15 protein-coding genes, 1 tRNA gene and 1 pseudogene are annotated in these 21,364 nt (G+C 63.7%); 5 read left to right on the forward strand and 12 right to left on the reverse strand.

The genetic code is table 11. The features are described 5' to 3' along the window. Nucleotides 1–13 precede the first annotated feature (13 nt). The 8 genes and pseudogenes from C9I57_RS21720 to recA all read right to left on the reverse strand — a co-directional run bounded on the left by C9I57_RS21720 (nucleotide 14) and on the right by recA (nucleotide 9,926). Nucleotides 14–2,110 carry a putative bifunctional diguanylate cyclase/phosphodiesterase gene (locus tag C9I57_RS21720; protein WP_107152690.1) on the reverse strand — a complete coding sequence of 699 codons (2,097 nt, stop codon included), beginning with the start codon at nucleotides 2,108–2,110 and terminating at the stop codon, nucleotides 14–16. 84 nt (nucleotides 2,111–2,194) lie between these two features. Then, the gene (locus C9I57_RS21725; protein ID WP_107152691.1) at nucleotides 2,195–3,973 is read right to left on the reverse strand and encodes a Wzy polymerase domain-containing protein; all 1,779 of its coding nucleotides are present in this window, start codon (nucleotides 3,971–3,973) and stop codon (nucleotides 2,195–2,197) included. Nucleotides 3,974–4,091: 118 nt separating this feature from the next. Further along, the gene (locus C9I57_RS21730) at nucleotides 4,092–4,670 is read right to left on the reverse strand and encodes a pilin (RefSeq protein WP_107152692.1); all 579 of its coding nucleotides are present in this window, start codon (nucleotides 4,668–4,670) and stop codon (nucleotides 4,092–4,094) included. A 244-nt stretch (nucleotides 4,671–4,914) separates the two neighbouring features. Further along, nucleotides 4,915–5,667, reverse strand: a complete 753-nt coding sequence (locus C9I57_RS21735; protein ID WP_107152804.1) for a TerC family protein — start codon at nucleotides 5,665–5,667, stop codon at nucleotides 4,915–4,917. 256 nt (nucleotides 5,668–5,923) lie between these two features. After that, nucleotides 5,924–6,805, reverse strand: a complete 882-nt coding sequence (sucD, locus tag C9I57_RS21740; RefSeq protein WP_107152693.1) for a succinate--CoA ligase subunit alpha — start codon at nucleotides 6,803–6,805, stop codon at nucleotides 5,924–5,926. Nucleotides 6,806–6,857: 52 nt separating this feature from the next. Then, nucleotides 6,858–8,030: an ADP-forming succinate--CoA ligase subunit beta gene (sucC, locus tag C9I57_RS21745; protein WP_018443809.1), complete on the reverse strand. Its 1,173-nt coding sequence runs from the start codon at nucleotides 8,028–8,030 to the stop codon at nucleotides 6,858–6,860. A 309-nt stretch (nucleotides 8,031–8,339) separates the two neighbouring features. Beyond that, nucleotides 8,340–8,828 (reverse strand): annotated as a pseudogene (gene recX, locus C9I57_RS21750) (recombination regulator RecX); the annotation flags it as partial. A gap of 24 nt (nucleotides 8,829–8,852) precedes the next feature. Continuing rightward, entirely contained in the window at nucleotides 8,853–9,926 is a 1,074-nt protein-coding gene (recA, locus tag C9I57_RS21755; protein ID WP_107152695.1) for a recombinase RecA, read from the reverse strand. A 249-nt stretch (nucleotides 9,927–10,175) separates the two neighbouring features. Here recA and C9I57_RS21760 point away from each other — a divergent pair, with 249 nt between their 5' ends. The 4 genes from C9I57_RS21760 to C9I57_RS21775 all read left to right on the forward strand — a co-directional run bounded on the left by C9I57_RS21760 (nucleotide 10,176) and on the right by C9I57_RS21775 (nucleotide 14,638). Further along, nucleotides 10,176–10,913 carry a response regulator transcription factor gene (locus tag C9I57_RS21760; RefSeq protein ID WP_107152696.1) on the forward strand — a complete coding sequence of 246 codons (738 nt, stop codon included), beginning with the start codon at nucleotides 10,176–10,178 and terminating at the stop codon, nucleotides 10,911–10,913. Nucleotides 10,914–10,983: 70 nt separating this feature from the next. After that, the gene (locus tag C9I57_RS21765) at nucleotides 10,984–12,543 is read left to right on the forward strand and encodes a sensor histidine kinase N-terminal domain-containing protein (protein WP_440130239.1); all 1,560 of its coding nucleotides are present in this window, start codon (nucleotides 10,984–10,986) and stop codon (nucleotides 12,541–12,543) included. 241 nt (nucleotides 12,544–12,784) lie between these two features. Then, nucleotides 12,785–14,443 carry an MFS transporter gene (locus C9I57_RS21770; protein WP_107152698.1) on the forward strand — a complete coding sequence of 553 codons (1,659 nt, stop codon included), beginning with the start codon at nucleotides 12,785–12,787 and terminating at the stop codon, nucleotides 14,441–14,443. Between the two features lie 118 nt (nucleotides 14,444–14,561). Continuing rightward, a tRNA-Met gene (locus tag C9I57_RS21775) sits at nucleotides 14,562–14,638 on the forward strand. A 92-nt stretch (nucleotides 14,639–14,730) separates the two neighbouring features. On the opposite strand, the gene C9I57_RS21780 is transcribed toward C9I57_RS21775, so the two are convergent. Both C9I57_RS21780 and C9I57_RS32485 read right to left on the reverse strand, forming a co-directional pair. Then, on the reverse strand, nucleotides 14,731–15,582 hold the full coding sequence (locus C9I57_RS21780; protein ID WP_146166248.1) for a hypothetical protein: 852 nt from the start codon (nucleotides 15,580–15,582) through the stop codon (nucleotides 14,731–14,733). 144 nt (nucleotides 15,583–15,726) lie between these two features. After that, nucleotides 15,727–16,512: a hypothetical protein gene (locus tag C9I57_RS32485; protein WP_146166249.1), complete on the reverse strand. Its 786-nt coding sequence runs from the start codon at nucleotides 16,510–16,512 to the stop codon at nucleotides 15,727–15,729. A gap of 1,371 nt (nucleotides 16,513–17,883) precedes the next feature. Here C9I57_RS32485 and C9I57_RS33685 point away from each other — a divergent pair. Next, nucleotides 17,884–18,426 carry a J domain-containing protein gene (locus C9I57_RS33685; protein ID WP_107152700.1) on the forward strand — a complete coding sequence of 181 codons (543 nt, stop codon included), beginning with the start codon at nucleotides 17,884–17,886 and terminating at the stop codon, nucleotides 18,424–18,426. Between the two features lie 131 nt (nucleotides 18,427–18,557). On the opposite strand, the gene C9I57_RS21790 is transcribed toward C9I57_RS33685, so the two are convergent. Both C9I57_RS21790 and C9I57_RS21795 read right to left on the reverse strand, forming a co-directional pair. Continuing rightward, nucleotides 18,558–20,054, reverse strand: coding sequence for a M81 family metallopeptidase (locus C9I57_RS21790; RefSeq protein ID WP_107152701.1), 1,497 nt, complete (start codon nucleotides 20,052–20,054; stop codon nucleotides 18,558–18,560). After that, nucleotides 20,051–21,331, reverse strand: a complete 1,281-nt coding sequence (locus C9I57_RS21795) for a Zn-dependent hydrolase (RefSeq protein WP_107152702.1) — start codon at nucleotides 21,329–21,331, stop codon at nucleotides 20,051–20,053. The genes C9I57_RS21790 and C9I57_RS21795 overlap by 4 nt, the downstream gene beginning before the upstream one ends. Nucleotides 21,332–21,364 lie beyond the last annotated feature (33 nt).

A 21,364-nucleotide genomic window follows, 5' to 3' on the forward strand; every position in this document is an offset into this window, starting at 1 on the left:
CGCTAACGGCCGCTCAATGCGGGAGGCCGAGAAGCGCTGCACAAACCGAGCGGCTCCCGAGCAACGCCGCGAACTTCTCGGCGTCCTGCGGCCGGCCGAGCAAAAAGCCCTGTACTTCGTCACACTTGAGCGCTTTCAGCCGCTCGAGCTGCGACACCGTTTCGACTCCCTCCGCGACCACGTCCATCTGCAGCGAATGGGCCAGTGCGATGATGGCCTGCACGATCGCGCTGCCTTCGTAGCCGTCCCCGTCGAGCCCGCTCGTAAAAAAGCGGTCGATCTTCAGTTGCTTCGCGCGGAATCGCTGCAGGTAGGCGAGGCTCGAGTAGCCGGTACCGAAATCGTCGATCGCGATCTCGAAACCGCTCTCCTGAAACGCCCGAATCATCTCGGTCGTGCGCGGTGCATCCTGCATTGCAACGGTCTCCGTGATCTCGAACATCAAATGTTCGGGCGCGACCTGCTCCGCACGCACGATGTCGAGGATCGACGCGACGAGATCCGGTTGCGCCAGCTGCCGCGGTGAAAGGTTGATGGCAATGCGAACCGTCGGAAGCCCCTCCGCTCGCCAGCGCCGCATATGGCGGCATGTCTCCCGCACGACCCAATAGCCGATCTGCACGATCTGGCCAGAGCGTTCCGCAATGGGAATGAACTCCTGCGGCGCGAGTACGCCCAGTTCCGGATGCGACAGTCTCAGCAAGGCCTCAGCGCCCACGAGATCGGCATTGGCGCCGCGGAATTTCGGCTGAAAATGCAGCGCGAAGTGACCTGACCGAAGCGCATCGTGCAACGCGCGCTGAATCTCCAGCGTTCGCGTGGCTGCCTCATTCATCGCCGTCTCGAAGAAGCGGTACATGCTGCGCCCGCCGCGCTTCGCTTCGTACATCGCCGCATCGGCGTTCTTCAACAACACTTCGACGGTATCGCCGTCGTGCGGATACAGCGCTATGCCGATGCTGGGCGTCACCTGCAACCGCTGGCCGACGACGCGAAGCCCTTTGCGCATGCGCTGCAGCAGACTCTCCGCCATCCGGCGCGCATCGTCGCCCGAGGTGATGTCTTCGAGCAGCACGACAAATTCGTCGCCTCCGAGCCGTGCGACGGTGTCCGTTCCGCGAACGCAGTTTCGCAGCCGCCATGCAAAGGCTTTCAGCACCTCGTCGCCCATCGAGTGGCCCAACGAGTCGTTGATGGTCTTGAAACCGTCGAGGTCCATGAACAGGATTGCGACCTGAGTATCGGCCGCGCTCGCGCTCGCGCTCGCTATCGCCCGCTCCATCCGCTCGTTCAGCGTCCGGCGGTTCGGCAGGTCCGTGAGGCTGTCGAAGGTGGCCATCCGCACGATCTGGCCATTGAGTTGCGAGACGGAACTGGCGAGAAATGCCGTCCGCGCATCGAAGCGCGAGAGGATCAGCGTCACGATCAGAATCGCGAACGTGAACAGCGTGACTGTCGTCGCCAGCCAATACATGTCGATACCGCTGGCCGCGCCGCATACCGAACCGGGCAGGAATGTCGCCGCGACGGTCCCGGTGTAGTGCATTCCGGTGATTGCGAGCCCCATCACACACGCGGCTCCGAGACGCTTGCGGCTCAAGTGACGCTGCGCCGCGTCGCTGAGCGTACGCGCGATCCATAGCGCGGCGCCCGAGGCAACGATTGCAATGACGATCGACAAGGCGAGCAGCGTCGGGTCGTATACGATCCCGGGCTGCATCAGCATTGCGGCGTCACCGGTATAGTGCATGCCGGCGATGCCGAACCCCATCAGGACGCTGCCGGCGGCAAGCCGCCGCCACGTCAGCCGCGCGCCGGTGATCACATAGAGCGCAAATCCCGAGACGAGAATCGCAATCAGCAGCGAGACGCCCGTGAGCGTGAGGTCGTAACCGATGGGGATCGGCAGCGAGAACGACAGTACCCCGATGAAGTGCATCGACCAGATGCCGATGCCCATCGCGGTAGCGCCGCCGCCAAGCCAGGTGAGACGCAATCGCGTATTCCCGAGCAGCACGATGCGGCCCGACAAGTCGAGCGCCGTATACGACGCGAGTGTCGCCACGACGAGCGACAGTGCGACGAGCGGCAGATTGTAGGTGCCGTGCATGCCAATTCTCTTACCCGAACCCCGGTGAACCCCTTCTTACTCGATATCGACACGGCGGGGCGCTTGCTTGAGAACGGTTAACCCCTACTCGTCGTCGCCCTCGTCATCGTGTCCCGTTTCCGGCGGATTGCCGTATCGCTTCGCGAGTTCAGCCTTGAATCCGTCCAGCTTCGGTTCGTCATCGCAAAGCTCGTAAAGGCCCGAAAGCTGCGCGGGCCAGTCGTGCAGCACGGTGGCAAAGATCTTCAGCCGCTCGACGGTATCAAGCGCATCGGCCTGCCGGCCATCGAGCGCTTGCAACACCGCGTAGCGCCTCAGCACTGTCTCGCCCGGCAGCAGCGCGATCGCCTGTTTGTGCATCTCGAGCTTCGTCCGGAGATCGTTGCTGTCGATCGGGAGCAGCGTGGCCATCCCGTATTCACCCCACGCGCCGAACAGGAACGACGGCGCCGCGCGATATTGCTCGCCCGGGCGGGCGCCGTAATAGAGCACCTCGGCGCGCGCATAATCCCGATGGATCGGCTCGAGCGCCGCGAGCCCGGCGATGACGATGAGCGTATGCAGCGCCAAAGACGCGCGCGGCCGCACGAAGCCGAGCGGTTTTGTCTCCAGGATGCCGAATACGAACATCGCAGGCAGCAGAAAGAACATGTACTGCTGCGGGTACTCGACGAGCGCATGCATGACGAGCACGCCGATGAGCGACAGGCCGAATACACGCGAACGCGTATGCCGCACGCGCAGCACGCGTACGAGCCAGGCGAGGAGGCCGATCAGCACCACGCCAAGGCCGATCACGCCCGTCTTCGCAAGCAGGTCTATGAAAACGTCGTGCGAGTTATTGGCGATCTCCACGTCGCCGAGCGTCTTCACGAGGTCGAACTGATAACGCGGAAACTCGCCCCAGCCGACGCCGAGCCACGGATGCTGCTCGAACATCGTCCAGCCGTATTTCCACATGGCGAGCCGCGGCGCGATTTGACCTATGTCATGGAAGCGGTGCGCCGCGGACACGTCGAGGTTAAGGTGGTAGCGAACGTTCGCCCAGCGAACGGCGACGTTCACGATGACGAAAAGCGCCACGAGCACGACAGGGATCAGCCACGGGCGCCCGCCCGCACGCCAATGATCGCGCCGTGCCGTGACGGCCGCCATCCAGAATCCGGCCACGACGACGACCCCCGTCTGCAGCCACGGCCCGCGTGAGACCGTCAGCGCCTGGCCGAGGACGTAAATCGATGAAAGGACCGCCCACAGCAGGCCGTCGAGCCGACGCGTCTGCACCAGATACATCGCCGCGGCGAGCGCGAACGCGATGACGGTCGCCAGGTGGTTGGCTTGCGCCATATTGCCGAACGGCCGGCGATCGACGGTCACGTTGTAGGCCACCACGAATGGCGCAAAGCGCGCCTCGGCATGAAAAAGCTGAACGAGCTGGCAAAACACGGCGAAGAGCCCGCCGATGACGAGCGCCCATGCCACCCACTGCAGCGCCTCTCTACTGAGATTCGCACGCGCAAACCCATATCCCGCATGCGCCGCCATGAATGCCGCGAGCAGGAACCCGGCGCCGAGCCAGTTCATCGACGGCTGCTCGAGGCGGAGGACGAATGTCTGCGCGATCAGGATGAGCCCGAAGAGAAGCGGCACGAGCGCGACCGTCGGCGTCGCGAATGAGGGAGACGGCCGCGCCGTCGTCGCAAGCCATGCAACCGAAGCGCCGACCAGGAGATAGAGTGCGAGAGCGGTGAATTCGGAATAAAAAGTCGGGATCGGGTAGGTATGGTTGGTCACCGCGTACGGAAGCAACATCGCGAGGGCCAACAGCACAAACGACAGATAGCGCGCAAACGGTGAAGTCATGAAGGGAACGGACGGTCGGCAATCGGCGCACTATACAAAAAAAACGTTACGCTGTGCGACGCCCTTCATAACCTTTCGAGCCGCCCGTTCCCGTCGCTCCAACTCGACGGGCTATTTGTCATGCTCGACATTCGGGCGGCGCGACGTTCGCCGGTAGCGTCGCGGCCTCGGCCGGCATGGGTCCCGAGCCCGGCGCCGGCAGCGACGAGGCGCTCTTGCCGCTGGCAAAGCATTCCCAGTTCACCGCGCCGGCCGGCATGGCGCCGCGCGTAAGCGCGACGCGGCCCGTCGGCGTGAAGGCGTCGTCAGGCACCGATGGGACGAGCACCAGCGTCTCGCTACCCTGCGGCGCCACGCGCGCGGTATAGCGGATCGAGATTTCGCCGCTGTCGTCGTCGATCGCAATCGATTCGACGTTGCGCGTGGGCGGCGGCGACGCGTAGCCACTGCCAAGCGCATTACCGCTCGCGGCGTTTTCGGCGACGGCGAGCCGGGCGGCCGCGGCAAGCGACAACCCCTCGCCCACGCGACTGCGCGCAAGATAGTCCTGATAAGCGGGAATCGCGTATGCCGCGACCACGCCGACGATCGCGAGCACGATCATCAGCTCGACGAGCGTAAAACCTGAACCGCAACCATACTTGCGGCGAACGCGCGCCATCGATGCCAGCGCGGATACGAAAACAACGACGGACATTGCCAAACTCCTCGAACCGGATCGGCCCGAACGTCCGAAACGGAGCGACGCGAGACGAAACCCGCATCCGCGCCGGATGGACGCCTCGGATGGAAAAGCGCCCCTTTCGAGCAGGGGCAGTGGTTCGGAGAGTAGCGGGTGGATGCCGGCGGTGGCAGTCAGCCGAATGGCCAATTCGCGCGCAGAAACCGATCGATCAAAAGAACGGCGAACGGCGGCGTCCCGGAGTGATGCGAAAAAGCGCTCAGTCGCGGCCGGACGAGCGAGATGTGTCGGTACGGTGGGACGCGTCCCGCGCAGCCTCTCGCCGGCGCATTCGGCGCTTGATCGCATAGCCCGCGGCAACGACGAACACCGCACCGGCAATGCGGGCCCCATACTCAGCGGCGGGCGTATCGAGTAGCGGCCAGCGATCGCCGGCCGGGTCGTTGACGATGAGACCGCCCGCGATCCAGCCGAGCAACGCCGCGCCAAGTGTGACGATGATCGGATAGCGGTCGAGCAGCCTCAGCACGAGCGTACTGCCCCAGACGATGAGCGGAATGCTGACGACGAGGCCGAACACGACGAGCGCGACACGATGGTGCGGTTCGGCGGCCTCGGCCGCGCCGGCGATCGCGATGACGTTGTCGAGACTCATGACTGCGTCCGCGATGATGATCGTCTTGATCGCTGCGATGAGCTTGTCCGCAGGCTTGATGTTCTCATGCGCGTCGTGCGCCGGCGCGAGCAGCCTCACCCCGATCCAGAGCAACAAAAGCCCGCCCGCAAACTTGAGCAGCGGCACATCGAGCAGAGCGACGGCGAACGCAATGAGAACGACGCGAAGCAGGATAGCGCCGGCCGTTCCCCAGATCACCCCTTGCATCCGCTGGCTGCTCGGCAGCTTGCGACAGGCGAGCGCGATCACGACGGCGTTGTCGCCGCCGAGCAGGATATCAATGACGATGATCTGAAAAACCGCGCCCCAATGGAGCGTCGTAAAGAAGTCGAACATGGAATCGAGCATAGAAGAGGCGCAATAGACGTTCCCGGACGGCAGCGACGATCGAAGCAAAGTGTCGAAGCGGCGCCGACAACGAGCGGCAATCGGCGCACGCGAAAAAAAACGAGGAAGCCGTTCGTGCTTCCTCGCTTTGCGTCGGCTATCGGTTACCTTACAAAACGGTTTCGCAAGGATACCAAAACACCGCGGTCTGATGCGCTTTGCTTCGCGATCCTACCCGCCGCGCGGGAGGGACTGCGAGCGATCCTTAGAGAATCGACTTCAAAAGACGGCCCATCTCCGACGGGTTCTTCGTGACCTTGATCCCGCAGGCTTCCATGATTTCGAGCTTGGCCTCGGCCGTGTCGGCCCCGCCCGAGATCAGCGCGCCCGCGTGACCCATGCGCTTGCCCGGAGGCGCGGTGACACCGGCGATGAAGCCGACGACGGGCTTCTTCATGTTGTCCTTGATCCAGTAGGCCGCGTTCGCTTCGTCGGGGCCGCCGATCTCGCCGATCATGATGACGGCGTCCGTATCGGGATCGTCGTTGAACATCTTCATGACGTCGATGTGCTTGAGACCGTTGATCGGGTCGCCGCCGATACCGACCGCCGACGATTGGCCAAGGCCGAGCGCCGTCAGCTGAGCCACGGCTTCATAGGTCAGCGTGCCGGAGCGCGAAACGACGCCGATGCGGCCTTTCCGATGAATATGACCGGGCATGATGCCGATCTTGAGCTCGTCGGGCGTGATCGTGCCGGGGCAGTTCGGCCCGAGCAGCAGCGTCTTGCGGTTTTCGCGGCGCATGCGGTCCCGGACTTCGATCATGTCCCGCACCGGAATGCCTTCGGTGATGCAGATGGCGAGATCGAGATCGGCCTCGACGGCTTCCCAGATCGCCGCGGCGGCGCCTGCCGGCGGCACGTAGATGACCGAGACGGTCGCGCCCGTTTCGGCCTTCGCTTCCTTCACGCTCGCATAGATCGGAATGCCCTCGAAATCCTCGCCGGCCTTCTTCGGATTCACGCCCGCGACGAACGCCTCACGGCCGTTCGCGTACTCGCGGCATGCGCGCGTATGGAACTGACCCGTCTTGCCGGTGATGCCCTGCGTGATGACCTTCGTGTCTTTGTTGATCAGAATCGACATGTATATTGACCTCTAACCGTATCCTGTTTCGCACGGGCGCATAACCCGCCCTTTAAGCCGCCTTGCCTTCGGCCGCCGCGACGACCTTCCGCGCGGCCTCTTCCATGCTGTCCGCCGAGATGATCGGCAGGCCCGATTCGGCGAGCATCTTCTTGCCGAGATCCTCGTTCGTGCCCTTCATGCGCACGACGAGCGGCACCTGCAGGTGCACGGCCTTCGAGGCGGCGATGACGCCTTCGGCGATCACGTCGCAACGCATGATCCCGCCGAAGATGTTCACGAGAATGGCCTTGAGGCCAGGATTCTTCAGCATCAGCTTGAACGCTTCGGTGACCTTCTCCGTCGTCGCGCCACCACCGACGTCGAGGAAGTTCGCCGGCTCGCCGCCGAAAAGCTTGATCGTATCCATCGTCGCCATCGCGAGGCCCGCGCCGTTGACGAGGCAGCCGATGTTACCGTCGAGCGAGATATAGGCCAGGTCGAACTTCGACGCTTCGATCTCGGCCGGATCTTCTTCATCGAGGTCGCGGTAGGCCACGATCTCGGGATGACGGAAGAGCGCGTTCGAATCGAAGTTGAACTTGGCGTCGAGCGCGATCACCTTGCCGTCGCCCGTCAGGATCAATGGGTTGATTTCGGCCAGCGATGCGTCCGTTTCCCAAAACGCTTTGTAAAGCCCTTGGAGCACCGCGCGCGCTTGCGGCACGGAAGCGTCGGGCACGCCGATCTTCTTGGCGAGCGAATCGGCATCGGCGTCGGCCAGCCCCGCGGCCGGATCGACGAACACCTTGTGGATTGCCTCGGGATTCTTGGCGGCGACCTCTTCGATTTCCATACCGCCTTCGCTCGAGCCCATGACGACGACCTTTTGCGTCACGCGGTCGATCACGAGGCCGACATAGAGCTCCTTCTTGATGTCCGCGCCTTCTTCGACGAGCAGACGGTTGACCTTCTGGCCTTCCGGACTCGTCTGGTGCGTGACGAGCTGCATGCCGAGGATCTGGCTCGCGTACTCGCGAACCTGCTCGATCGACTTCGCCACCTTGACGCCGCCGCCCTTGCCGCGACCGCCCGCGTGAATCTGGGCCTTCACGACCCAGACCGGACCGCCGAGCTCCTCAGCGGCCTTGACCGCGTCATCCACCGAAAACACGGGCTTGCCGCGCGGCACCGCGACGCCGAATTTCCGCAGGATTTCCTTACCCTGGTACTCGTGAATCTTCATGCGTGATTCCCTTCAGTCTGAGAGTTGGATTGAACTTCGTGATGGGCTGATTCGTTCACGCCTGCCGCGTCGGGCAAGCGGGGATGGCGCGCCTATGCGGCGCCTCAATGTCCCATGGGCCATCGTCGCGCTCGAACGCTTGCGCCCGGATAGCACGCCGATGGTGCAAAGGCGGGACGCGGGGCGGAAGGAGCGGCATGCTAGGAGAGACGGCTGGAGAAGAAACCGGGGAATTTTAACATAGTGGAAAGCCCGGGTTCCGCCAGGAAAGCGGGGAAGGAAGCGGAAGCAAGCTGGACGAAACGGCGACTACTCGTCGCCGAGGCCGTCGTCGCCTTTCAGGATCTGGACGATTGTAGCGCGCGAGAACCCGCGCCCGGCCAGAAAGCGCGCTTGCTTCGCACGCTCTGCCGGCGTCTGCGGCAATTGTCCATACTTCTTGCGCCAAACCGCTTGTGCACGCGAGCGTTCCGTTTCTCGCAGTTGGGCGCCGACCGTTTCGATCAACGCATCGTCGACGTCATGGCGGCGCAACTCGCCCACGATCCGGTTCACGCCCATCCGAGACGCACGGCGATGAACGACGCTTTCCGCGAACCGCGCGTCCGATAGCCACCCTTCCCGCTCGAGCGTATCGATCAATGCGTCGATCGATTCGTGCTCTTCGGCGAACGGCGCCAGCTTGCGAGCGAGCTCGCCGCGGCTATATTCGCGCCTCGAAAGATATCCGAGTGCTCGGGCTTTGAGCGAGCGCCCCGGTCGAGCAGGCCGCTCGCGAACCGTTGCGCCCGCCGCATCGCGGTCCGTGCCCGTCACCGACGCTTACTCCTCTTCGTCGGCTACTTCTGCGCCAGCGCTCGCCGTGGTCGGCATCGTATTGACGCCGAGCGATTCGCGAATGCGATTTTCGATTTCACGGGCGATATCGGGGTTCTCGCGCAGGAATTCGCGCGCATTGTCCTTGCCCTGGCCGATTCGCTCGCCGTTGTAGCTGTACCAGGCGCCTGCCTTGTCGACGATCTTCGCCTGCACGCCGAGATCGATGATTTCCCCTTGGCGCGAGATGCCTTCACCATAGAGGATATCGAAGATCGCTTCACGGAACGGCGGCGACACCTTGTTCTTGACAACCTTCACGCGCGTTTCGTTGCCGATCACTTCGTCGTTCTTCTTGATCGAGCCGATGCGGCGAATATCGAGCCGCACCGACGCGTAGAACTTCAGCGCGTTGCCGCCCGTCGTCGTTTCCGGATTGCCGAACATCACGCCGATCTTCATGCGGATCTGGTTGATGAAGATGACGAGGCAGTTCGTACGCTTGATGGTGCCGGTGAGCTTGCGCAGCGCCTGCGACATCAGGCGTGCCTGCAGCCCGGGGAGCGCATCGCCCATTTCTCCTTCGATTTCGGCTTTCGGCACGAGCGCCGCCACCGAGTCGATCACGATCATGTCGATCGAGCCCGAGCGCACGAGCGCATCGGCGATCTCGAGCGCCTGCTCGCCCGTATCGGGCTGCGAGACGAGCAGATCGGAAACGTTCACGCCGAGCTTGGCCGCATATTGGATATCGAGCGCATGCTCGGCATCGATGAATGCCGCCGTGCCGCCGAGCTTCTGCATTTCCGCAATGACTTGCAGCGTCAGCGTGGTCTTACCCGACGATTCCGGACCGTAGATCTCCACCACACGCCCGCGCGGCAGGCCACCCACGCCGAGTGCGATGTCGAGGCCGAGCGAGCCCGTCGAAACCACCTGAATATCCTCGGCCACTTCGCCGTCGCCGAGCCGCATGACCGACCCCTTGCCGAACTGCTTTTCGATCTGCGCAAGCGCGGCGGCGAGCGCCTTGCTCTTTTCCGCAGTCAGTCCAGCCGAGCCTTTCTTGCTTTCTTCCATGAATCGTCCTTTGCTATGATGAGCAGCGTCTCTCGGCGGGCGGCCGACGCCGAGGAAAGGGTCGGCGGTAGCCCTGGGAAACGCAGACACTGTATAAAAAAACAGGGTTCTTTGCAAGCCCGACGCGTTGCGGATTTGCGTTGCGACAACGAGCGCAGCACGGCGAGACGGGGAAAGCCGCCGAGACGCGGAGCAGCGGATTGGAGACAACGGCGCATCGGGCCATCCCGCCCGCGCCTCTCGCGCACCATGCGAATACTCATTGCCGAAGACGACAGCATACTCGCGGACGGCCTCGTCCGATCACTCCGCCAATCGGGCTATGCCGTCGATCATGTGAAAGGCGGCAGCGAAGCCGACGCGGCTCTGTCGATGCAGACGTTCGATCTCCTGATCCTCGATCTCGGCCTGCCGCGGATGTCGGGTCTCGAGGTCCTGCGCCGGCTGCGCGCGCGCAATTCGAACCTGCCCGTGCTCATTCTCACGGCCGCCGACAGCGTCGACGAGCGCGTGAAAGGGCTCGACCTCGGCGCCGACGACTACATGGCCAAGCCGTTTCACCTGAACGAGCTCGAGGCCCGCGTCCGGGCGCTCACGCGGCGCGGCATGGGCGGCGGGCCGACCGTCGTGCGGCACGGCTCGCTCGCGTTCGATCAGGTTGGCCGCGTCGCTTATGTCAACGATCAGGTGGTCGAACTCTCCGCGCGCGAGCTCGGCGTGCTGGAAGTGCTGCTCCAGCGAATCGGTCGGCTCGTGTCGAAAGAACAGCTCGTCGACCATCTATGCGAATGGGGCGAGGAAGTCAGCAACAACGCCATCGAAGTCTACGTGCATCGGCTGCGCAAGAAGATCGAGCCGAGCGGCGTGCGCATCATCACCGTGCGCGGGCTCGGCTACTGCCTCGAAAAGCCCGCGGCCGCCGGCCCGGGGCCAAGTTCGGCGGCTGATGTCAGCGCTTCGGCGATCGCGCCCCCGCCCGTGAAGTAGGCAAACCGTGGCCTCGCCCGTTTCCTCGGAGGACGGCGGCGCACCGCGGCCGGTGGGGCCGTCCGACCCGATGCGCAAGCCTGCGCCCGCTATCGCGTCCTCTTCCGCGCCCTCTTCCCCGACCGCCCCCGCCCGCGCCGCAACGAGCCGTGCGGGCCGAGACGATCCGTTTGTGCCGGCCGACGAAGCCGATGCCGCCGAGCCTGGACGCCCGCGCTCGCTCTTCGGCGAAATTCTCGACTGGATGCTCGCGCCGCTGCTGCTGCTGTGGCCGATGAGCATCGCGGTGACCTATCTTGTCGCCAAGACGCTCGCGAACGGCCCGTTCGACCGTGCGCTCGAAACCGACGTCTATGTGCTCGCGCGTCAGATCCATCCCGTGAATGGCGTGGCCGAGCTGTCGCTGCCCGAAGCCGCGCGCGACTTTCTCTCGGGCGACAACCCCGACAAGGTGTTCTATCAAGTGCTCGGCACGCGCGGCGAGCTCGTCGCCGGCGTGCCCGACATGCCGCCGCCAGCCGATGACGACCGTCCGCACCCGGGTATCGTCGAGTTTCGCGATGCGCACCTCCATGGCGACGACATTCGTGTCGCCTATACGACCGTCGAGCTTCCCGCCGCGCCGGGCGGGCAAAGCGTGCTCGTCCAGGTCGGCGAGACGCTCGACAAGCGCAGCGCGCTCGCCAACGACATCATCAAAGGCGTGATCCTGCCGCAGTTCGTGATCCTGCCGCTCGCGATCGTGCTCGTCTGGTTCGGACTTTCGCGAGGGCTCGCACCGCTGACGGCGCTGCAGGCCAATTTGCGCGCGCGCCGGCCCGACGACCTTTCGCCGCTCGAGGCTCGCCGCGCGCCGCCCGAGATCGAGCCGCTCGTCACGTCGTTCAACGAGCTGCTGACGCGCCTCGAACAGAACATCGACTTGCAGAAACGGTTCATCGCCGACGCCGCGCATCAAATGAAAACCCCGCTGGCGGGCCTTCATACGCAGGCCGAGCTCGCGCTGCGGCAGGAAGTCTCGCCCGAAGTGCGGCTATCGCTCGAACACATCGCTGCGAGCGCCGATCAGGCGGCGCGTCTCGTCACGCAGCTGCTCGCGCTCGCGCGCGCGGAAAACCGGATGACAGGGCAGATTTTCACGTCTCTCGAGATCGCGCATCTCGCCCGCCTCGCCGTGCGCGACTGGGTACAAGCGGCGCTTGCCAAGGAAATGGACCTCGGCTACGAAGGACCCGACGAACCGGTGATGGTGACAGGCAACGCGGTGATGCTGCGCGAAATGCTCTCGAACGTCATCGACAATGCCATCCGCTACACGCCGGCGGGCGGGCGCATTACCGTGCGCGTCGCGCCCGATTGTGTCAAGGGGCTAGTCCAGCTCGAAGTCGAGGACACGGGGCCCGGCATCGCACCGGCCGAACGTCCGAAAGTCGTCGAGCGGTTTTATCGAATACTCGGCCGCGAAGGCGACGGCAGCGGGCTCGGTCTCGCGATCGTCCGTGAAATCGCGACGATGCATGGTGGAACCGTGACGATCGACGATCACGTCTACCAGACGTCGCCGCGCCTCGCCGGCACGCTAGTACGCGTCAGCTTGCCCCTGCTTGCGGCGGCTCGGGATTTACCCTGAGCGTGGCTCGCCGATTGACTTCAGACCAATCCGAGGCGGCTGAAATCACGATATTTGAGCGCGGATGCCGGCTTTTGCCGCGAAAAAGAGCGAAGAAATCAGAAAAGGGGGTGGATCGCAGCCCTAGCCCATAACGCGCCCGCGCGTCAGTCCTCAGTAAGTTTGCCTTCCAATAATCGCTGACAAGCGCTGCCGCGCACGACGGCGGCGCTGTCCCATATCTAAATTGAGGAGACAACTCATGGCAACGGTTGGCGGGCAATTGGCGCACGCGCCGATGACAGCCGACGAGAAGCGGGTCATATTCGCTTCGTCGCTCGGCACGGTTTTCGAGTGGTACGACTTTTACCTCGCCGGCTCGCTGGCGGCGTACATCAGCAAGACCTTCTTCGCGGGAGTCAATCCGACGGCGGGGTTCATCTTCACGCTGCTCGGCTTCGCGGCGGGCTTCGCCGTGCGGCCGTTCGGCGCGCTGGTGTTCGGGCGGCTCGGCGATCTCGTCGGCCGCAAGTACACGTTCCTCATCACGATCACGATCATGGGTATTTCGACGTTCATCGTCGGCCTGCTACCCGGTTATGCGTCGATCGGATTCGCGTCGCCCGTGATCTTCATCGCGATGCGGCTGCTGCAGGGCCTTGCGCTCGGCGGCGAGTACGGCGGCGCGGCGACCTACGTCGCCGAGCATGCGCCCGCCAACCGGCGCGGCTATTACACGTCGTGGATTCAGACGACGGCCACGCTCGGACTGTTCCTTTCGCTGCTCGTCATTCTCGGCGTGCGGACGTGGGTGGGCGAGGAATCGTTCGGCGCGTGGGCCTGGCGCATTCCGTTCCTGGCATCGCTGATCCTGCTCGGCATTTCCGTCTGGATCCGGCTCCAGCTCAACGAATCGCCGGCGTTCCTGCGGATCAAGAACGAGGGCAAGACGTCGAAGGCGCCGCTCACCGAAGCATTCGGCCAGTGGAAGAACCTCAAGATCGTGATTCTCGCGCTCGTGGGGCTGACGGCAGGCCAAGCCGTCGTCTGGTACGCCGGCCAGTTCTATGCGCTCTTCTTCCTGACTCAGACGCTGAAGGTCGACGGCGCCAGCGCCAACATCCTGATTGCGCTCGCGCTGCTCATCGGCACGCCGTTCTTCGTGTTCTTCGGATCGCTCTCCGATCGCATCGGCCGCAAGCCGATCATCATGGCCGGCTGCCTCATCGCGGCGCTGACTTACTTCCCGTTGTTCAAGGCGCTCACGCACTTCGCAAACCCCGCGCTCGAGGCGGCGACGCAGAAATCGCCGATCGTCGTCATCGCGAACCCCGACGAGTGCTCGTTCCAGTTCAACCCTGTCGGCACCGCGAGCTTCACGAGCTCGTGCGACGTCGTCAAGAGCGCGCTGGCGAAAGCAGGTCTGAACTATGCCAACGTGGCGGCGCCTGCCGGCACGATCGCGCAGGTGAAGGTCGGGGATACGGTCATCGATTCGTATGACGGAAAAGCGCCCGGGGCAAAGGAGAAGGGCGCGGCGTTCACGAAGACGCTCGGGGCGACGCTGAAGAGCGCCGGCTATCCGGCGAAGGCGGACCCGTCGCAGCTCAATTGGCCCATGACGGTCGTGATTCTCGCGTTGCTGGTCATCTACGTGACGATGGTCTATGGGCCGATCGCGGCGATGCTCGTCGAGCTGTTCCCGACGCGGATCCGGTACACGTCGATGTCGCTGCCCTACCACATCGGCAACGGCTGGTTCGGCGGCTTCCTGCCGGCGACGGCGTTCGCGATCGTCGCGGCTAGCGGCAACATCTACTCCGGCCTCTGGTATCCGGTGATCGTCGCGCTGATCACGTTTGTGATCGGCATGCTGTTCGTGCGTGAGACCAAGGACTCGAACATCTATTCGCAGGACTGACACGGGGCGGCGAGCGGTGCCTGGCGGGCGGCGCGAGGCTCAGCGCCGCCCGCGGGGGCCCGCCGCGAGCGAAGCCCTTGACAGCACCGGCCGTCGCGGCCATAATTCGCCTTCTTTCGGCGAATTAGCTCAGTCGGTTAGAGCGACGGAATCATAATCCGCAGGTCCGGGGTTCGAGTCCCTGATTCGCCACCAAATAAAACAAAGGGTTACAGCGCTTCTTGGCTGTAACCCTTTGTCGTTTCTGACACCGTATAACCCGCCATCCGACATCCCTTTCGGTATCCCTACCCGCCGACTACGTGCAAATCGACCAGCTCGGCCGGAAAGGAGTCCAAAGCGACCCGACTTGTCGGGTTAGCAACCAGGGAGGTCGCAAAAAGCCCCGACTGGCTGACGGTACAAAGCCCTGGCGTACCGTCCGGTACGCCGAACGCTGCGGTCAATGGTCCTTTCGCTTGAGCGCGATACGAGAAGAACTGCAGCGCGGGCGGCGCGAGACTCATCAAGTCGACCAGCGGGGCACCAGGCGCCGTGTTAATGAACAAGATATCGATGAAAGAGTCTCCGAGAGCCACACCATTCGCCTTCACACCCTGGGCCTGAGGACGACGGCCGAAAAGTGTGCGGTTGTTCTTAAGTTGCGTGGCGTAGCCAGTGAGGGACAAGGTGTCGAGTGTTGGGGTTCCGGTCATCCTAATGACCCAGGTATTCGCCTGCTGCGTATAAAGCAGCACGCGGACGAGCGCAGTACCGTCGGCGAGCGGTTGTTCGATCACGGTGCTGTTGGAACCGAAGGTTGTGCCGAACGCGTTGTTGAAGTACTTGTTCGCCAAGCCTGCGTAGTCCAATGCACCGACTAGTGCCGTTGATTCCCCTGGAAAACGGGTGGCAAAACCAAGGAAATTCGGCGCCGGCGGGACATATGGATAGCAACCCGGTCCGCCGAAGGGATCGGACGCGCAAGACGTGCCCTGGACATCAAGGAAATCTGAAATCGGCCGGATGGTCACAGAACCATCGGCGCGGGCTTTACTTGAGTTCAAGAGACCGAGCCCACCAATCGCGGCCCCCGCTGCAACCCCACCCGCTGTCCTAAGGATGGTGCGGCGTGAAGGCCAGAGAGAATGTGAAGTCATCGAATAGCTCCTTACCATCGGCGGCGGCGCATGCCCGTCGTCACTTGCTTCAAGCGCCTCGAGACGCGGGTGATGGATGCTCGTCCCCCGCGCAGCCCCGCTGGCTAGCGGCGAAACCCACATCGGTCATGCCAAGGGATTTGGTCATGGCTTAGGCACAGTGATGTTGTAGGTCACGTTTTCTCCGAATTTGAACTTAGTGAAAGCGGCTTCAACGTGAATGGTGTGCTGCCCCACGGTAAGCGGCCGTATCATCAGCCAGTAGCCGTCGCTTACCGACATGCCGGAGCCCGCTCCGCTCAACCCTTCGGTGGCGAAGAAATTGTTGGTTGGGACCGAGAATTGAAAAAACGTTGGTGACTGCGATTGCGTCCGAAATGGCGATGACGGCGACTGCAGGCCTGTGACAGGTGTTCCGTCGACCGACGCACTCACTGAGCCTGTGTTTATCAGGTCAGCCAAAGTTTTGGCGCACGCGCTGCAGCTAGCTTCGTCAGTGCAGCCAGGCCCGTAAGGAGATGATGGGTAGACTCCCAACGGTTGCTCGTAGGTCGAGCACTCAGCGTTGAGAATTGGAATGAAAATGTATTGCCCAAACGGTACAGTGCATTGTTCTGTCGCTACGCCGCCGGACGCTGGTTCGGTCAGAAACCAAACGGTTCCAGATTGATTGGTATTGCAGTGTGTGCCGTCTGAATAAAACGTTGGGTTGGGCAAATTGTGTCCAAACGGTATCGCAAGCATCCATTGCCACCACAGGCCCGACCATTTGCCGTAGGTTTGCCCGGTGGTTGACGCTGCTTGGTCTGGTGGCACGATGTATGGGTTTTGACTGCTGTCAGCCAGTACCTCGCGCGCAGAGAAGCCCAAGAGCGTGGCAATCGTAGCCATCGCGAAGATGAGCCGCCAAAACCTCGTATTGCCGTTCATATTAACCTCCATTGAGCATGTACCTAAGCGTGTCGCGACGCCCAATTGGGCGGCCGTCCTGCGGCTCAGATGAATGGTAGCTAGAAGGCTCGCGTCCTACTCCCGCGCCGACGTAACGGATACGGCAATCACCAAGGCCTGTAAGGCTCTCTTGATGAGCGGGACCAAGTCCGTCACGGCGACGTCCCTCTTCCAAAGCCTGTTCTTGAGGCGGGCCGGTATCATGTAGACCGCGCGAAGAGGCGCGAACCACGGCCAACGCGATGCCGGCGGGCAGCGGCGCAACAAGCTAGCCGAAGGTATTGGTGAACTGCTGGCGTATTCCGGCAACACCAAACCCTCCCCCGTCGTCGGCTCGGGTTGAGCTGAAGACAAATTTTGAGAGCAATGCCCGAAGTATCGACAATCGACAACGAAGTCGTGTAAGGCGTGCTCTGATGAGAAGTTGCAGTAGCCTCGTCGTTTAATTGATGTTATTAATTGACACCAACAATCGCCCTAACCCGCTTTGCAACTGGCCTACTTGGCGACAGTGATTATAGGTCATGCGCGTTACCAAAAATTACTTTTTATCTTTTTCCGATAGTGGTCCTGTTATGGCGGAAGACTGCTATCAAGACTGCCTACGCTTAATGGTTTTGTCGGATCGCAACAACCGATAATTCGTTGGAACCCGGCTTCAGGGTCTAATCCCTCTCTCAACAGCACCGTCGTTCCCGTAGCTTCAATTGGCAAATTCCTGCTGATTTCTGTCCGCCGCATTTTTTGAGCACTACAACAGCGCACATGCCGAAGCATGCGCGCCACAGAAACCGAAGCGTCCGGCGTCTCAATGTTGCGACAAGGTTGTCGGAGTCGCCCATATGGTCCCTGCATTCAGGCCGAACGTACGCCAGGCGAGTTGATTGGCGCGTGCTTTGCTTGACGAAGGCTGAGACAGCGAAGACGACGGGCATGACCTCAACGGAGAATGAAGATGGCAAAGTTGCGATGGGGTGTTGCGCTGATCGCCGGGATAACGTTGCTTGTCGCTGCGTCGGCACACGCGGGCGGAAGACATGGCAACGGTGGAGCTGGCAGCTGGGGCGCTCGGCATGATGGACTCGGTCACCTTGACGGCGACGCTGGAGGCGTCTCAGCTAGCCACATGAGTAGCAACGGCTCGGACAACACGAACGGCTTGGACTCCGCAGACCGCGATTTCGGCCTCGACCTTGCGGACGACCGTCGCTCACGGGCGCATCGTTCGCCAGACGGCTACTAGGATTGCGACGTCGCACGGATGCAGCGACTTCGCAATGGACGGCGGGTTGTCCCAAAACTGAACCGCTTTTGCCACTTCAATTTCGAAACAATCTGCCGAGAAAGCCGATGCACACTCTTTACGAATTGCTCGGCGTTCGGGAAACGGCGTCCGCAACAGAACTCAAGCTCGCATATCGGCGCGCCGCCATGAGATGGCATCCAGATCGCCATCTGGGCTGTCCCGTTGAAGCGACTGCGCAGTTCATCGAAATCCGCGCTGCCTACGAAGTGCTGGCGGACGTAGCCCGACGCACCGAATACGACGCTTCGTTGCGAGAATGGACAGCAGCCCGCAACGCCGACATCTGTCTGCATGAAGCCAGGAAAGCATACGCACAGCACGTGCGCGAAGCTCGCGCACGGAAGGCCAGCGAGGCTCGGGCTCGTCGGCGGCAGGTATGTGTTGCGGCGTGCTGCCTTGTCGTGGCGTGCGTCGTCGTTTTCACGCCCCGCAGCTCGACTAAGATTGGACCGCAAAGGGCGTCGGCAGCGACGGCGCAGCCGATAGCGTCAGCGCGCACAACGCCGGATGTCTCACTACCGGAAACGCGGCCAGCAATGCGCCGCCAGCGGCGAGTACAGCGGTCGCAAGGGAGGAGACTCTGTTAGCACCATCTCGCGCCGGCAGCAACGAGGCGGTTGCGTAACTCGTCATAATGCCGGCGCCAAAATGAAAAAAACCCGCCGAAGCGGGGTCTAGATACTTCACGCGGAGCGTCCCCGCGGCTCACACGGGCCAGTCACGCTCCGTGCGCCTCTTCCCACCGCCCGATCTCGTCAAGCGGATACACGGGGCGCACGAGTCGCTCGTAACGGAACAGCCCGTAGTCGGACGCCGTGACGCCGCGGCTGTCGCATTCGACGAGCGCGGCCGCGATCGGTACGAACACGGGCCGGCAGTACATCCGCGATTTCAGCAGCAGGAAGCGCGCGCGACGCGGATCGATGCCGACGCTCTCGAATACGCCGAGATCCCACGGCTCCTGCGTGCGCTCGGTAACGACGAGCGTCGCCGCGCCGATATCGAGCACCACCGTGCGGCCCATGTACGCGCGCTGGCCTGTGTAGGTGGGTCCGGTAATCACGTATTCGCCGTCGGTGATCGCACGCACGACGCCCGTCGCGCGATAGGGCGTGCGCCGCGCGCCGCCGGGCGACGGCATCCGGTTGCCGACCGGCACCGTGACGCTCGCGCCGACGCCAGCTTCGATCAGTGCCGCAACCGCGTCCGGGTCGCACAGCGGCCCGCTGACGATCCCGTCGAGCCCCTGCGCGAGCGCTTCCTCGAGCAGATCCATCGTGTCGCAAGGGCCGCCCGACATACAGTTGTCGCCGTGATCGAGCATCAGCACCGGACGATCCGCACCGCGCGCGAGCGCTGCGGCCTGCGCGACCGATTCCGCGAGCGGCGCGCTGCGGTACACGAATTCGTCGCGCGCGTCCCAGATCTGCCGGGCGATGCGCTCGGCCACCGCGTCGGCCGCCGCGCGGTCGCCGTCGGCGACCACGACGACGCTGATGCACGGCGTAGGGATGTCCGCGAGCGAGAAGCCGGGCAACACCGACACGGCGAGCATTCCCTCTGCCTCGGCCGCGCGCGCGGCTTCCACCGCGCGCCGCATCGCGCCTTCGGCGCTCGCGCTGCGCAACGTCGACGTCATCAGAGGCGGCTGCCGCCAGGCGAGCACGGGCCGCGCTCGGCCGTGCAGCCGATCGAACAGCACGCGCGCCGCATGCTCGCCGGTCTCGTACATATCGACGTGCGGGTAGGTCTTGAAACTGACGATCACGTCCGCGTGATCGACCATCTTCTGCGTGACGTTCGCGTGCAGGTCGAGCGCGACCGCGATCGGCGCATCGGGCAGCGCGGCGCGCACGCGCGCGAGCAGGTCGCCCTCGCCGTCCGCACTCTGTTCGGCGACCATCGCACCGTGCAGGTCGAGCATCACCGCGTCGCAGCCGGGCGCGGCCGCGACGATCGCATCGCAGATTGCCGCATAGGCGTCGGCCGCGACGGGCCCGCTCGGGTTCGCGGCCGCCGATACCGGCGTGACGATCTGAACGTTCTCCCGCGCCGCCGCGTCGATGAACGCGGCCATCGCGGTGCGCATCCCGCGGTTCGCGCGGTACGCGTCGTCGCCCCAGTCGGGGCCGTTGCGGCCGAACGCGGCGAGCGGCGTCGGCACCGGCGAGAACGTGTTGGTCTCGTGGTTCATCCGGGCAATCAGGATCTTCATCGCGCAGCACCCTCCGCGATTCCGGCAACGCCCAGCATCGCGTGCAGCAGCACGTTGCAGCCGGCTTCCAGATGCGCCGGATCGGCGTCCTCGATCTCGTTGTGACTGATCCCATCCTTGCACGGGACGAAGATCATCGCGGTCGGCGCAACGCGGGCGAGATACACGGCGTCATGGCCGGCGCCGCTGATTACGTTCATCGACGACAGTCCGAGCGCGCTCGCGCCCGCGCGCACCTGCTCGACCAGCGCCGTATCGAACGGCTGCGGCGGAAAGTACACGACCTGCTCGACATCGATCCGCATGTCGGCCTGCGCACCCAGGTCGGCGCACGCCGCACGCAGTTCGGCATCCATCGTCGCGAGCGTCGCATCGTCGGCCGCGCGCAGATCGACGGTCAGCGTCACCCGGCCCGGAATCACGTTGCGCGAGTTCGGATGCACGTCGACCCAGCCGACCGTGCCGCGCCCGTGGGGCGGATGCGCGCGCGCGATGCCGTTCACCGCGCGCACGAGGTCGGCTGCGACCAGCAGCGCGTCGCGCCGTAACGCCATCGGCGTGGGGCCCGCATGCGCCTCCATCCCGTGTACGGTCACGTCATACCAGCGCTGCCCGAGCGCGCCCTCGACCACGCCGATCGTCGTGTCGTGCGCTTCCAGCACCGGCCCTTGCTCGATATGCGCTTCGAAATACGCGCCGACAGCGTGCGCGTCGCGCGCGTCACCCGCATAGCCGATCGCGGCCAGTGCATCGCGCACCGAGATGCCGTCGCGATCGCGTTGTGCGAGCGCATGGTCGAGCGTGAACGCACCCGCAAACACGCCTGAGCCCATCATCACGGGCACGAAGCGCGAGCCTTCCTCATTGGTCCAGACGGCGACCTCGAGCGGCGCGCGCGTGCGTACGCCCGCGTCGTCAAGCGTACGCAGCACTTCGAGGCCCGCGAGCACACCATAGTTGCCGTCGAACTTGCCGCCGGTCGGCTGCGTGTCGATATGGCTGCCCGTCGTCACGGGCGGCAGATCGTCGCGTTCGCCCGCCCGCCGCGCGAAGACGTTGCCGATCGCGTCGACCCGCACCGTGCAGCCGGCTTCCTTCGCCCATGCGACGAATAGATTGCGCGCGTCGCGATCGAGTTCGGTAAGCGCGAGGCGGCACACGCCCCCTTTGTCGGTCGCGCCGATCCGCGCGAGACGCATCAAGCTGTCCCACAGCCGCGCGCCGTCGACGCGCAAGCCGGACGCCGCGACGCCCAATGTCGAATCCTGAACTTGCATCGATGGTATTCCTCGCAATGAAGGGGTACGGCG

It is taken from the genome of Trinickia symbiotica, from assembly GCF_003028655.1.
Taxonomy (GTDB): domain Bacteria; phylum Pseudomonadota; class Gammaproteobacteria; order Burkholderiales; family Burkholderiaceae; genus Trinickia; species Trinickia symbiotica_A.

Bases quoted from the DNA above. Each gene is read 5' to 3' on its own strand.
- C9I57_RS21720 (WP_107152690.1), bottom strand. From the start codon at position 2,110: ATGCACGGCACCTACAATCTGCCGCTCGTCGCACTGTCGCTCGTCGTG.
- C9I57_RS21725 (WP_107152691.1), bottom strand. From the start codon at position 3,973: ATGACTTCACCGTTTGCGCGCTATCTGTCGTTTGTGCTGTTGGCCCTC.
- C9I57_RS21730 (WP_107152692.1), bottom strand. From the start codon at position 4,670: ATGTCCGTCGTTGTTTTCGTATCCGCGCTGGCATCGATGGCGCGCGTT.
- C9I57_RS21735 (WP_107152804.1), bottom strand. From the start codon at position 5,667: ATGTTCGACTTCTTTACGACGCTCCATTGGGGCGCGGTTTTTCAGATC.
- sucD (WP_107152693.1), bottom strand. From the start codon at position 6,805: ATGTCGATTCTGATCAACAAAGACACGAAGGTCATCACGCAGGGCATC.
- sucC (WP_018443809.1), bottom strand. From the start codon at position 8,030: ATGAAGATTCACGAGTACCAGGGTAAGGAAATCCTGCGGAAATTCGGC.
- recA (WP_107152695.1), bottom strand. From the start codon at position 9,926: ATGGAAGAAAGCAAGAAAGGCTCGGCTGGACTGACTGCGGAAAAGAGC.
- C9I57_RS21760 (WP_107152696.1), top strand. From the start codon at position 10,176: ATGCGAATACTCATTGCCGAAGACGACAGCATACTCGCGGACGGCCTC.
- C9I57_RS21765 (WP_440130239.1), top strand. From the start codon at position 10,984: ATGCGCAAGCCTGCGCCCGCTATCGCGTCCTCTTCCGCGCCCTCTTCC.
- C9I57_RS21770 (WP_107152698.1), top strand. From the start codon at position 12,785: ATGGCAACGGTTGGCGGGCAATTGGCGCACGCGCCGATGACAGCCGAC.
- C9I57_RS21780 (WP_146166248.1), bottom strand. From the start codon at position 15,582: ATGACTTCACATTCTCTCTGGCCTTCACGCCGCACCATCCTTAGGACA.
- C9I57_RS32485 (WP_146166249.1), bottom strand. From the start codon at position 16,512: ATGAACGGCAATACGAGGTTTTGGCGGCTCATCTTCGCGATGGCTACG.
- C9I57_RS33685 (WP_107152700.1), top strand. From the start codon at position 17,884: ATGCACACTCTTTACGAATTGCTCGGCGTTCGGGAAACGGCGTCCGCA.
- C9I57_RS21790 (WP_107152701.1), bottom strand. From the start codon at position 20,054: ATGAAGATCCTGATTGCCCGGATGAACCACGAGACCAACACGTTCTCG.
- C9I57_RS21795 (WP_107152702.1), bottom strand. From the start codon at position 21,331: ATGCAAGTTCAGGATTCGACATTGGGCGTCGCGGCGTCCGGCTTGCGC.